The organism is Streptomyces griseoruber, assembly GCF_001514205.1.
GTDB lineage: Bacteria > Actinomycetota > Actinomycetes > Streptomycetales > Streptomycetaceae > Streptomyces > Streptomyces griseoruber.
In genome coordinates, this window is the sequence record NZ_KQ948763.1 from 1,001,762 (window position 1) to 1,014,016 (window position 12,255).

Annotated in this window: 13 protein-coding genes and 1 pseudogene; 7 read left to right on the plus strand and 7 right to left on the minus strand. The window is 70.5% G+C overall.

Annotated features, from left to right (window positions below; all coding sequences use genetic code 11):
- Positions 1 to 318 precede the first annotated feature (318 nt).
- Positions 319 to 1,341 carry an AraC family transcriptional regulator gene (locus AQJ64_RS48905; RefSeq protein ID WP_159060273.1) on the minus strand — a complete coding sequence of 341 codons (1,023 nt, stop codon included), beginning with the start codon at positions 1,339 to 1,341 and terminating at the stop codon, positions 319 to 321.
- A gap of 262 nt (positions 1,342 to 1,603) precedes the next feature.
- On the opposite strand from AQJ64_RS48905, the gene AQJ64_RS04285 reads away from it, so the two are divergent.
- From AQJ64_RS04285 to AQJ64_RS04315, 7 genes are all read left to right on the plus strand, one after another.
- Positions 1,604 to 2,515 carry a dioxygenase family protein gene (locus tag AQJ64_RS04285; protein WP_055631492.1) on the plus strand — a complete coding sequence of 304 codons (912 nt, stop codon included), beginning with the start codon at positions 1,604 to 1,606 and terminating at the stop codon, positions 2,513 to 2,515.
- Positions 2,512 to 3,585: a maleylacetate reductase gene (locus AQJ64_RS04290; RefSeq protein ID WP_055631493.1), complete on the plus strand. Its 1,074-nt coding sequence runs from the start codon at positions 2,512 to 2,514 to the stop codon at positions 3,583 to 3,585. The genes AQJ64_RS04285 and AQJ64_RS04290 overlap by 4 nt, the downstream gene beginning before the upstream one ends.
- 221 nt (positions 3,586 to 3,806) lie before the next feature.
- On the plus strand, positions 3,807 to 4,145 hold the full coding sequence (locus AQJ64_RS04295; RefSeq protein ID WP_157880797.1) for a helix-turn-helix domain-containing protein: 339 nt from the start codon (positions 3,807 to 3,809) through the stop codon (positions 4,143 to 4,145).
- A gap of 136 nt (positions 4,146 to 4,281) precedes the next feature.
- Positions 4,282 to 4,881 (plus strand): flavin reductase family protein, encoded by a 600-nt coding sequence (locus tag AQJ64_RS04300; RefSeq protein WP_055631495.1) that lies wholly within the window; start codon positions 4,282 to 4,284, stop codon positions 4,879 to 4,881.
- Positions 4,882 to 5,251: 370 nt separating this feature from the next.
- Positions 5,252 to 5,638, plus strand: coding sequence for an acyl-CoA dehydrogenase family protein (locus AQJ64_RS48910; protein ID WP_157880798.1), 387 nt, complete (start codon positions 5,252 to 5,254; stop codon positions 5,636 to 5,638).
- An 8-nt stretch (positions 5,639 to 5,646) separates the two neighbouring features.
- On the plus strand, positions 5,647 to 6,099 hold the full coding sequence (locus tag AQJ64_RS48915) for an acyl-CoA dehydrogenase family protein (RefSeq protein WP_157880799.1): 453 nt from the start codon (positions 5,647 to 5,649) through the stop codon (positions 6,097 to 6,099).
- 137 nt (positions 6,100 to 6,236) lie between these two features.
- Complete coding sequence (locus AQJ64_RS04315) at positions 6,237 to 6,815, plus strand: NADPH-dependent FMN reductase (RefSeq protein WP_055631498.1); 579 nt, start codon at positions 6,237 to 6,239, stop codon at positions 6,813 to 6,815.
- 361 nt (positions 6,816 to 7,176) lie between these two features.
- On the opposite strand, the gene AQJ64_RS04320 is transcribed toward AQJ64_RS04315, so the two are convergent.
- The 6 genes and pseudogenes from AQJ64_RS04320 to AQJ64_RS50525 all read right to left on the minus strand — a co-directional run.
- A complete protein-coding gene (locus AQJ64_RS04320) occupies positions 7,177 to 7,929 on the minus strand; it encodes an SDR family NAD(P)-dependent oxidoreductase (RefSeq protein ID WP_055631499.1) in 753 nt (250 codons plus the stop codon).
- Positions 7,926 to 8,897, minus strand: coding sequence for a fumarylacetoacetate hydrolase family protein (locus AQJ64_RS04325; RefSeq protein WP_059202404.1), 972 nt, complete (start codon positions 8,895 to 8,897; stop codon positions 7,926 to 7,928). The genes AQJ64_RS04320 and AQJ64_RS04325 overlap by 4 nt, the downstream gene beginning before the upstream one ends.
- Before the next feature lie 107 nt (positions 8,898 to 9,004).
- Complete coding sequence (locus AQJ64_RS04330) at positions 9,005 to 9,943, minus strand: VOC family protein (RefSeq protein ID WP_055638339.1); 939 nt, start codon at positions 9,941 to 9,943, stop codon at positions 9,005 to 9,007.
- Positions 9,944 to 9,967: 24 nt separating this feature from the next.
- Entirely contained in the window at positions 9,968 to 10,966 is a 999-nt protein-coding gene (locus AQJ64_RS04335) for an amidohydrolase family protein (RefSeq protein WP_055638340.1), read from the minus strand.
- Positions 10,963 to 12,120: an FAD-dependent oxidoreductase gene (locus AQJ64_RS04340; protein WP_055638341.1), complete on the minus strand. Its 1,158-nt coding sequence runs from the start codon at positions 12,118 to 12,120 to the stop codon at positions 10,963 to 10,965. The genes AQJ64_RS04335 and AQJ64_RS04340 overlap by 4 nt, the downstream gene beginning before the upstream one ends.
- A 23-nt stretch (positions 12,121 to 12,143) precedes the next feature.
- A pseudogene (locus AQJ64_RS50525) lies at positions 12,144 to 12,255 on the minus strand (cyclase family protein); the annotation flags it as partial.

Genomic DNA, 12,255 nt, shown 5'->3' on the forward strand with positions numbered 1-12,255 from the left:
GCGCTCCAGCGGGCGGTCTCGCGCGGGGACGCCGGGCGCTTGCGGGGCCGGCCCAGCGGCGGCTCGCGTCGCAGGGGCGCGATGGCCGTCTTCATGCGCTGGTGGTGCCCGCGGTGGCCCTTGTTGCGGAGAAAGAGCCGTGTCACCGTGGTGACCGCTCCCTCGGTCGGATCGCCATGGACTGCGACGTGACCGAGACCGCGGTGCGCCCGACCCCGGCGGGGTGCCTCCTCGGATGCACCGGCAAGACCCGCGCCACCCGCACGCTCTGCTCACCCGCCCATGCCACCCCCTCGGGTGGGCGCAGCCGCGGCCGTATCAGCTGATCGGCATACGTCGGCCGCCGAACCCGAGGTCCCCCCGCTCACCGAGATCCGGGCCGCCGGCCCTGGCCAGGGTCTCGGAGGGCGCGGTACCGAAGCGCCGGCGATAGGCGGCGGAGAACCGGCTCAGGTGGGTGAAGCCCCACCGCCCGGCCGCTTCGGTGACCCCCGTGGCGCCGGTCAGGAGTTCGGCGTGGACACGGTCCAGACGGACGTTGCGCAGATACGTCATCGGGGTCACGCCGAGGTACTCCCGGAAGCCTTCCTGGAGGCGTCGGGCGCTGACGCCCGCCGCCTGGGCCAGGGCTCCGACGGTGAAGGGGGTCTCGGGGCGGGCGTCGATCAGGTCGACGGCCTTGCGTACCGTCCGCGGGTAGGCGGGAGGCCGCGGACGAAGCAGCGCCTCCGTGTAGTTGTGCGGCTGGGCCAGCAGCAGGCCGCTCACCAGGAGGCGCTCGAAGTGCTGCTGGATCGCGTGCCGGCCGATGAGCCCTCCGGCGCTGTCGGACTCGGCCAGCAACAGGTCCAGAGTGTTGCGCCAACTGCGACCGGGCGCGGACGTCAGATCGAAGTCGAACGCGAATTCCAGCGGAGCCTGCAGCGGGCGGCCCAGGAGAGCCTCGAGTTCGGCCTCGACAAGGCTCCGGTCGATCTTGATTCCCAGATGTTGCTCGCCGTGGTCGCAGCTCAGCAGCCGGTGCTGCTGTGTCGGCGCGAAGACCATGGCGTCGCCGGCGGTGGCCACCATCTCCTGACGTCCGGTGGCCGCTTCGATGGCGCCTCGGAGTACGACGTTGACGTGGTAGTGCGCCGGCGTCCGCCCGGGATCGACGCGCGTGCGCTGGCCGAAGGTCATCAGGCCGATGGTGAGGTGCTCGGTGCGCGTACCACGAAGTTCCCCGCCGGGGCCCTCGATGCCCGACAGCGGGGTGACGTCCGCCGGATAGAACAGGTCGTTGAGGCGTTCGCGGAAGTCCTCGAAGCCTGAATCGCGGCACAACACGTGGCTCGCCAGCATGGAGCGGACCATAGTCCATTCTTGCACGGGTGGTGGACGCGAGATCTCCGCGGGACCTCCCCCGGCCGCACCCGCCCACCCGGACAGGCCGTTCGGAACGCGTCGCGCGATTCGGCTGCCGGCCGCGCTCAGCGGATATCGCCCCCGGCTGCGGCTCCCTAGCGTTTCCTCAGCTTGTTCGCCGGGCGCCGCCCGGCGCGAGGAGGAGCGATCGCCGTCCGGCCCGGCCGAAGAACGCCCGTCACCCCACTGGAGGTATGTCATGCCCGGCACCGACGAAGCAGCGAAGGCCATTACCGCGGCGGCCGTCGGCAGCTTCCACGACACCCCCGACCCCCGGTTGCGTGAACTGCTCCAAGGGCTCGTCCGCCATCTGCACGGCTACGTCCGTGAGCTGCGCCCCACGATCCAGGAGTGGGAGTACGCCGTGGAGTACCTCACCGCCGTCGGGCAGAAATGCGATCCCACCCGGCAGGAGTTCATCCTCCTCTCCGACGTGCTGGGTGTCTCCATGCTGGTCGAGACCGTCAACGAGCAGGGCGGCGGCACCGAGAGCACGGTCCTGGGACCGTTCCACGTCGTGGAGTCCCCGAAGCGCGAGAGCGGGGACACCATCGATCTCATGGGCACCGGAGAGCCCTGCGTCGTGTCGCTCCGCGTCACGTCGGCGGACGGCAGCCCGCTGGCCGGAGCGAGCGTCGACGTCTGGCAGTGCACCGAGGACGGCTTCTACGACGTGCAGCAGCCCGACGTCCAGCCGCTGGGCAACGGACGCGGTCTCTTCCGGACCGACGACGAAGGCCGCCTGTGGTTCCGCACGGTCGTGCCGAGCCACTACCCCATTCCGACCGACGGCCCGGTGGGACGCCTGCTCGACGCCACCGGACGGCACCCGTACCGGCCCGCCCACATCCACTTCATCGTCGAGGCCGCCGGCCACCGACCGCTGACGACGCACATCTTCGTCGCCGGCAGCCCCTACCAGGACTCGGACGCCGTCTTCGCCGTCAAGGAGAGCCTGGTCGTCGACTTCCCGCAGGTCGACGACGAGAAGAAGGCCCGCGAGTACCAGGTCACCGCTCCGTTCCGCATGGCCGAGTTCGACATCACCGTCGAGCCCGAGACGATCGAGCCCGAGACGATCGAGCCCGAGACCCACAAGGACGCCCGATGAACACCCCGCTCGACTTCAGCTACCAGGCGCTCCCGATGCGCGTGGTGATGGGCCCCCGCGCCCTCGACCGGCTCGCCGACGAGATCGACCACGCCGGCCTCGAGCGGGTCATGGTGCTGTGCTCGCCCGAACAGCGGGAGCTCGCCGAGACCGTCGCCGGCCTCATCGGCGCCCGAGCTGTCGACATCCACCCCCACGCCCGTATGCACGTGCCCGTCGAGTCGGCGGCCGAGGCCCAGAGGCGCGCCAAAGAGGTGAACGCGGACGGCTGTGTCGCGGTCGGCGGCGGCTCCGCGATCGGCCTCGGCAAGATCGTCGCCCTTCAGTACCGCCTGCCGGTCATCGCCGTACCGACGACGTACGCCGGGTCCGAGATGACGCCGGTGTGGGGTCTGACGGAGAACGGCGTCAAGCGCACCGGCCGGGACCCCCGCGTCCTGCCGGTCTCGGTGCTGTACGACCCCGCGCTCACCGTGACCCTGCCCCCTTCGGTCTCCGTGACCAGCGGCATGAACGCGATCGCGCACGCGGTCGAGGCCCTGTACGCCCCGGACGCCTCACCGATCATCGACCTGATGGCCGAGGAAGGCGTACGCGCGCTGGCCGCCGCGCTCCCGGACATCGTCGCCGACGGCGCCGATCTGGACGCCCGCGCCCGGGCCCAGTACGGCGCCTGGCTGTGCGGTGCCTGCCTCGGGGCCACCACCATGTCCCTGCACCACAAGCTCTGCCACGCCCTCGGCGGTACCCTCGACCTGCCGCACGCCCCCACTCACACCGTGGTGCTCCCGCACGCCCTCGCCTACAACCAGGACGCGGCGCCCAAGGCGGTGGCCGCGCTCGGCCGCGCTCTGGGCACTTCCGCCGACCCGGCCGCTTGTCTGTGGGATCTCGCCGGCCGGCTCGGTGCCCCGCGGTCCCTGCGGGAGCTCGGCATGGCCGAGCGCGACATCGACCGGATCGTCCAGGTCGCGCTGGCCAACCCCTACGCCAACCCCCGAGAGGTGACCGCGGAAGGCCTCGGCCGACTCCTGCGCGCCGCCTGGTCCGGACAGCCCCCTGCCTCCTGAGCACACGTCCGCCCAGCGACGCAGCGAGATCACGAGGGAGCCGGATCACGAGGGAGTCAGAACGACCATGAACAACGTCGCGCTGTGAGACTCGTTCGTACCGGTATTCGCGCAGTTGCGGAGCTGAATCCGGGGCCGCCCACCGGGCGGCCCCGCCCTGTGCGGGTACGGCAGGCCGGGCATGCGGCGACCTGAACACCACCGCGATCGGGGGTGGGCAGGTGGTGGATTTCCACGGCGTTCGCCTGGTGGCGCTCCTCACTGTCGATTCGTCCGACGCGCTGAGCTTCATGCATGACGAGCTCGGCGGGCTGGGCGGAAGCGGAGAGACGCCGAGCGTGCTGCGCGAGACGTTGCGGGCGTACCTGGGATGCAACTGCAGACCGCAGGACACGGCCCGCACCCTGTTCGTGGCGAAGAACACGGTCATCTACCGCGTCAAACGTGCGGAGGAGCTGCTCGGCCATGACATCCGGGCCCGGCAGCTCGAACTGGGTGTCGCATTGCGGCTCGCGGCCGTCATCGGCCCGGACGCGGGCTCCGCTTCGCCCGCCAGGTAGCCGGTCGCCTGTCGAGGCGTTGGTTCGTCGGCGCAACCGACGGCGAACGATTTGGTGAGATCGGGCAAGAGGTCAGGTCGGCACGTCGGGTTCCATGAACACATCGTTTCGTCGATGTTGACTGGAGACGCCGCAGATGTCCGAAATCACTGATCGCGATCACCTACGGAAGCACGTTGCGTTGATCGATGATGTCTCTCTGGAACCGGGGCTGTCGGCCGAGGGTTTCCGTGAGGCGTTCCGCAATCATGCGGGCGGGGTCGCGGTCGTGACCGCCGATGCCGGCCGGGGCCCGGTCGCACTGACCGCGACGTCGGTGATATCGGTGAGCGCGACGCCACCTCTCCTCGTGTTCTCGGTGTCGGCCCTCTCCTCGGCGACGCCGACGATCCTGGAGTCGTCGTCCGTGGTCGTGCACCTGCTGGGGGCCGGGCAGGTCGACCTCGCGCGTCTTTGTGCGACCAGCGGGGCGGATCGCTTCGCGGACACCGCTGCCTGGACCCGGCTGGCAACCGGCGAGCCGTACTTCGTCGCCGCCCCGGTAGGCATCCGCGGCAGCATCGTGGCCACGTTCGCAGCGGGAGCTTCGACGCTCGTCGTCGTCAATGCCACCCACGCGCACTACGCACCGACGGCCGTCGCCGCTCCGAGCGACGCCTCGCGCCCACTGATCTACCACAACCGGACTTGGCATCAGCTGAGTGAGCTGTCCGAGTTGGTGTCGGGCGCGCAGTAGCGCGATCGCCTTCCGATTCGGCGACCGGCCCCTCGGCCGGAGCCGAATCCAGGCGGACCTCTGCCCGGAAAGGGAGCACACATCATGACGATGCACGCGGTCAGCGCCACGGAAGCGGCAGCCGACGCAGCAGGCACACGTGAGAAACTGGTGCACACTGCATGTGAGTTGATCCCCCTCCTCCGGGACAACGCGGAACGCACAGAGCGTGATCGCCGTCTTACGGACGAGGTGACCGACGCGGTGCGATCCGCCGGTCTCTTCCGACGGCTCCACGGGATGGGTCGCGTTCATCGCGAACGCCACTGCCTTCGGCAGGGGACTGTTCCCCGACGACGTGCGGGCCGCCGTCCACACGGATCCCCACAACGTGGCGATCAGCCAGTTCACACCGATCGCGGTGGCGACCGAGGCGGACGGCGGGTACCGGCTCACCGGCAAGTGGCCGTTCGCGTCCGGCAGCCACCAGGCACAGTGGACGCTGACCGCCTTCAGGGTGCTGGACGGCGCCGGAGAGGTGCGGGAGGTCCGCTACGCCCTCATGTCCGCGGCCGATCTCACGATCGAGGACACCTGGTATGTCGCGGGGACGGCCGGAACCGCCGAGCAACACCTACGTCGCGAACGACCTGTTCGTGCCGAGCGCGTTCACACTCGTTCTGGACACCTTCATGGGCGGGAGGTTCGCGCCATGGCTCCCCGGAGGAGCCCGGCTACCGAGCCCCGCTCGCCACCCTTGCCTGTCTGGGCATCGTAGGGCCGATCATGGGAATGGCCGAAGCGGCCTGGGATCTGGTGCTGGACTCGACGAAGTCCGGCCGACCGATCACGTCCGCGTACAGCGACATCCGTGAGGCACCCGGTTACCGCTTCGCTCTGGCGGACGCGCGAACGGCGATCGACACCGGACGCTTCCACCTGCTCCGGGCCGCCGACGCCATCGACAGCGCGGCCCACGAGGGCCGGATCCTCGAGGCCGGTGAGCGAGCGAGACTGCGCGGTGACACCGCCGTCGCGACCCTCAGCTTCCGCAACGCCGTCGATCTGCTCCTCGACATCGGGGGCACCCGCAGCTTCGCGCTGTCGAACCCACTCCAGCGGGTGTGGCGCGACATCGAAGTCGCCGGCCGCCACGGCCTGAACAACGTTCTCATGAACCGGGAGGAGTACGCCCTCAGCCTGCTCGGAATGGATCAGGCATTCCCCGACTACCTCTGAACCACGACCGGAAGGGCTCTTGACAACGCCGATTCCACGGTCGAGACGCTCGGCGCGCGAGGCTGCGCCGGATCTGTTCGGCCGAGCCTTCTGAGACCCCGCACCCCCACACCCCGTAGAGGAGCACAGAACTTTCCATGGCCAAGCTGGAGATCATCATCGCGAGCACGCGGCCGGGCCGGATCGGCCTCACCATCGGTGAGTGGTTCGAGACCCATGCCAAGGAACACGGCGGATTCGACGAGATCGAGCTGGTCGACCTGGCCGAGGTGAGCCTGCCGTTCATGAACGAGCCGCACCACCCGCGCCTGGGCCAGTACACCCACCAGCACACCCGTGACTGGAGCGCCAAGGTCGCGGAGGCGGACGCCTTCGTGTTCGTGATGCCGGAGTACAACTTCGGCTACAACGCCGAACTGAAGAACGCCATCGACTATCTGCACCGCGAGTGGCAGTACAAGCCGGTCGGCCTCGTCAGCTACGGCGGCGTCTCCGCGGGGACCCGGGCCGCGCAGATGATCAAGCAGGTGGTGACCACCCTGAAGATGACGCCGGTCCTCGAGTCGGTGGCGATTCCCTTCGCGCACCAGCTCCTCGACGCGGAGGAGGGCCTGGTGCCGAACGACGTCATGACCGGCTCCGCGACGGCGATGCTCGACGAACTCGTCCGCGTAGCCGAGGCTCTGCGCCCGCTGCGTACGCCCGCGACGGCGTAACCCCGCCGGCAGGGCGCAGCCTTCGGGCCCGGGCAGGCGGCTTTCTCGGCTTCGTCGACCTGTGGGCGGACCGGGCTGGTGGACGGGTGCCGACGCGGAGCATCGAGAAGACCACGTCGTCGCACTCGCCCCGGCCGCTCGCGCGAACCCCCCGGATGCCGCGCTTCCCCATCTGGCCGGCGCAGTGGTGGAGTTGGTCGAGCGGCCGGTCGGCGGGATCACGATGCCCGCCCGGGTGCGTGGGGCCGATGCGCCCTGCCCTCACTGCGGCAGAGCGTCCGGGCGGGTGCACGGCCGGTGTCCACGGTCGTTGTCCGATGCGGCGATCAGCGGTGCCGGTGTGGTTCGCTGTCAGGCCTGGTCACGTCGCGTCCTCGCGCAGCGCGTCGGAGATGGACTTGACGCCGCCGTGCGCGGTGAGGCCGCCGTCCACGGGGATCTCCGCCCCGGTGATGAAGGACGCGTCGTCGGAGAGCAGGAAGACCACGAGCGGGGTGACCTCGTCGACCGTGCCGGTGCGGCCGAGCGGTGTCTCGCGGATGTTCGCCGCGCGGAAGGCGGGCGCGGCGGACGCGGTCATCTCGGTCTCGATGAAACCGGGGTGGATCGTGTTCACGCGGATCCCGCGCGGGCCGAGCTCCGTCGCGGCGCTCTTCGACAGACCGCGCAGGGCCCATTTGCTGGCCGTGTAGGCGACCGGGTAGTGGCCGGTGAGCGCGGCGGTGGAGCCGACGTTGACGATGGCGGAGCCGGGCGGCATGAGCGGGGCGAGGTGCTGGATGGCAAGGAGCGGCCCGGTGACGTTGACGGCGTGGACGCGGGCGAAATCCTCGGGGCGTACGTCGTCGATGCGGGCGCGCCAGGTGATGCCCGCGTTGTTGACCAGGCCGTGCACCTGCCCGTACGACTCCCTTAGGGTCGCGGCGAGTTCGGCCCAGTCCTTCTCGTTGGTGACGTCGAGACGGCGGCAGCCCGGGGCGTCGGTCACATCGGTGGCGATCACCCGGGCACCTTCCCGCACCAGGGCCTCGGCCTCGGCGGCACCCTGGCCGCGGGCGGCGCCGGTGACGACGACGACCTTGCCGAGGAGCCTCTTGGGATACAGGTCGTTCACGGCCGCTCCCGGGTGCGGCGGCGAGCGGTCGGCAGCGGCACCGGGTCGGCGCCCACGACCACCGTGTTGGAGACGGAGCCGAGGCCCTCCACGGTGAGGGTGACGGTGTCGCCGGGCTTCAGCGGGGGCGGGGACTGCTCACCCCGGACGCCCCACAGTTCCGCCAGGCAGCCGCCGTTGCCGCAGGTGCCCGAGCCGAGCACGTCACCGGGGCCCACGACGGTGCCGCGTGAGGCGTAGGCGACCATCTCCTCGAAGGTCCAGCTCATGTTGGACAGCAGGTCCCTGCCGACCACCTCGCCATTGACCTCGGCGGTCAGCGCGAGGCGCAGGAACCCGTCGGCGTCGCGGTGGGGCTCCAGTTCGTCGGCGGTGACGAGGTACGGGCCGAGGGTGGCGGCCGTGTCCTTGCCCTTGCAGGGGCCGAGGCGGACCTGCATCTCGCGGGACTGGAGATCACGCGCGGACCAGTCGTTGAAGATCGTGTAGCCGATGATGTGGTCGCGGGCATTCTCAGGGGTGAGGTCACGCCCTTCCCGGCCGATGACGGCGGCGACCTCCAGCTCGAAGTCGAGAACGCCGCTGCCCGGGGGAACGGGCACGTCGTCGTGGGGGCCGATGATCGCGTACGGGTTGGTGAAGTAGAAGGTCGGCGCGTCGTACCAGGCATCGGGCACCCCGCCGACGCCGTCAACGGACCGCCGTACTCCCTCGACATGCTCCTCGAAGGTGACGAAGTCCCGCACGGTGGGCGGCTGGAGCGGGGGAAGCAGCCGCACCCCGGAGACCTGGGGTCCCGGCGGGTCGTCGAGAGCGGCGGCGCCCACGTCGAGCAGCGCGTCGAGTCCGTCGCCGGACCGGATCAGTTCCACGAGGGACCGCGCCCCGGGGACCGGGTGGAGGGTCCCGTCCTCCTCGATGACGGCGACCCGGCGTCGGTGCTGGTGTTCATAGGTGGCGAAACGCATGTGTACGGCTCCAGGCCCCAACGGGAGGGGGAAGAGGGGGGACCGGGGACGCGGGGTGGGAAGTCAGGGCAGTTGACAGGGCCACCGCGCCCCCGGAACTCGGGGGATCAGACCGGCGGGGCGACGAACACGCCGCGGTCGACGTCGTTGAACGACTCCTTGGCGACGAGTTCGTTCATCGGGTTGGCGGTGCCCCACTGGTCGGAGACCTCGGGCTGGGAGAAGTCGTAGACGTGCGGGTGCCAGGTGTCCTCGTCGAGGACCTCCAGCTCCGTCGTGTACTCGACGGTGTTGCCGTGCGGGTCGAGGAAGTACGTGAAGGTGTTGTCGCCCGCCATGTGCCGGCCCGGGCCCCAGACCTTCTGGAACCCGGCCCGCATCACCCGGCCCGACCCGCGCATGTACTCGTCGAGGCCGCGCATCTCGAAGGAGACATGGTGCAGCGAGGTGTGCGGGCCCTTCGAGATGGCCATCGAGTGGTGCTGGTTGCTGATCCGCATGAAGTGCATGACCTCGCCCATGTGCGGCGAGCTGAGCGTGTCGGAGTGACGGAAACCGAGGTGGGTCTCGTACCACTGGCGGGTCCGCTGCAGATCCGGCGAGTTGACCACCACGTGCGACAGCTTGACCGGGATCGACTCCTTCTCCTCGATCTTGCGGTGCTGCCGTACGTCGACGTCGGCCGAGACCTCGATCGTGCGTCCGTCGACGTCGAAGAAGCGGAAGCCGTAGCCGCCGCCGGGCGTGTCCACCTTCCCCGGCTGGGAGATCAACCGCACGCCTCCGGTGAGGAGCTGCTCCGCCAGCGTGTCGACATCGGCCGCGCTCGCGGCGCCGTAGGAGATCAGGTCGAGGCGCTTCTCCTCGGCCTTGCGCAGCCGGACGACGTAACTCTCGGGGCTGCCCTCGGCGGCCAGGAAGGAGATCCCGGAGTCCTCGGCGACCTTGGTCAGGCCCCAGACGCCGGCGTAGAAGTCGAGCTGCCTGTCGTAGTCGGGCACGGCCAGGTCGACGTGCCGCAGGTGGGTGAGCAGACGTGCGCTCATGGTGGGTTTCCTCCTGTGTGGGGGTCAGGTGAGCCGCAGCAGGGCAACCGCGTTGCCGCCCTGTACGGCGTGGAGGTCGGCATCCGACAGCCGGGCCGCGCGCAGCGCGCCGACCGGGTCCTCGGTGCCCATGTCGAAGGGGAAGTCGGAGCCGAGCAGCACCCGGTCGGCACCGGCGACCCGGATCAACTCCCTTAGCACGTACGGGTCGTGGACCAAGGAGTCGAAGTACAGGCGCTTGAGGTAGCTGCTCGGCAGGTGGGCGCAGCCCGCGCCCGCGTCGGAGCGGGTGGTCCAGGCGTGGTCGGAGCGGCCGAGGTGGGTGGGCAGGTAGCCGCCGCCGTGCGCGGCGATCAGCTTCAGTCCCGGATGGCGGTCCAGAACGCCGGAGAAGATGAGGTGGGAGAGGGCGACGGCGTTCTCGGTGGGCTGGCCGACGGTGTTGGACAGGTACCACCGGTCCAGGCGGTCGTCGAGGGTGCAGCCGAACGGGTGCAGGAAGAGGATCGCGCCCGCCTCCTCGGCCCGCGCCCAGAAGGGCTCGTACGCCGGGTCCGACAGCTCGCGCCCCGGCGCGTGCGAGGAGATCTCCACGCCCGTCAGACCCAGGCCGACAGCGTGTTCGAGGGCACGCACCGCCAGCTCCGGATGCTGCAAGGGGACGAGACCCAGGCCTCGCAGCCGGCCGGGTGCCTGCGCGCAGTGCGCGGCGGTCGCCTGGTTGGCGAGCAGGTACAGCTTCTCGGCCGTCTCCTCGTCCGCCCAGTAGTGGTAGTGGGAGGGGGAGGGGCTGACCAGCTGGACGTCCACGCCCTGCGCGTCCATCGCGGCGAGGCGCACGGCCACGTCGGTCAGCCTCGGGATGCGCTCGCGCACCATGGGCCCGTTGACGGCGAGGGCGGCCGGGCCGTTGCGGCGGGCGTCCAGCACCCGCGCCTCGGCGAGACCCGGCAGGCCGGCCACCAGGGCCTCGATCTCGGGGAGCAGGACGTGCGCGTGCACGTCGATCGTGGGCGTCGTCACGGCAGCTCCTTGAGCAAGTCCATCGTGCGGTTGATCAGACCGGGCACGTCGGCGTCCCGGACGTCGTCCAGCTGCCACTGGCCGATCTGGAGGGACGCCTCGACGACGGTCCGCACCCGCGTGACGCGGCGCTCGTAGTAGGCCTGGAGAAGGTCGTCGTCCCACTCCCGATCGCCGGTCAGCAGTTCCGCCAGCACGGAGGCGTCCTCCAGGGACAGCGCCGCGCCCTGCGCGAGGGTGGGCGGGCAGCAGTGGGCGGCGTCGCCGACCAGGACGACCCGGCCGCGATGCCAGGAGCCCTCGACCAACAACCGCTGGAACCAGGTGTAGTTGACCTTGTCCGGGTCGGTGATGTGCTGGGTGATCTCGGGCCATGCGCCGCCGTACTGGTCGGCGAGTCGGCGCATCTCGTCCGCGTACGACTCCGGACGGACCGAGGCGCGGTCGCGGCCGCGCTCGACCACATAGGCGTAGATGGTGTTCTCGCTGGTGGGGGTGTAGCCCGCGATGAAGGCGGGCCCGCCGTAGGCCAGGTCGGACCGGGTGACGCCCTCGGGGCGCGGGGCGGGCATGCGCCAGATCGCCATGCCGGTGGGTTCGGGTCTCTCGGTGATGCCGATCGCGGCGCGGGTGGCCGAGTTGAGGCCGTCCGCGGCGATCACCAGGTCGTAGCGGCCGCTCGTGCCGTCGCTGAAGCGCACCGAGACCCCGTCGGCGTCCTGCTCCAGGGTCTCGGCGGTGGTGCCCAGGCGCACTCCGGCACCGGAGGCGCGGACCGCGTCGCTGAGGATCTGCTGGAGGCGGGGGCGTTGCATGCCGAGAGTGGCGGGCAGGTCCTCGCCGCCCGTCTTGATGACGTCGCCGACGAACAGGACCGTGCCGTCGGGGGCGGTCACCCCCAGCGAGTCGAAGGTGTACCCGGACGCCTCCACCTGCTCCCAGACACCGATTTCGCGCAGCACGCGCAGGGCGTTGCCCTGGAGGGTGATGCCGGAGCCGGTACCGGCGTTCCAGTCGGGTCTCGCCTCGATCAGGTCGACGGCGAGGCCGGCTCTGCGGAGCAGGACGGTCACGGCGTTGCCGGAGGCGCCGCCGCCGATGACGAGGACGCTGGGGGTGCCCCCGGCCGAAGGCTGGGGGAGGGTCTCGGGCATGGGGAACTCCTTTGTTCCGCCGGTTACTTGACGGCGATCGGGTTGAGCGGGGAGCCGACGGCTCCGGTGATGGGCAGGGGCGCGGCGGTGAGCCAGAACTCGTACACGCCGTCCTCGGCGCAGTCCGTGGCGAGG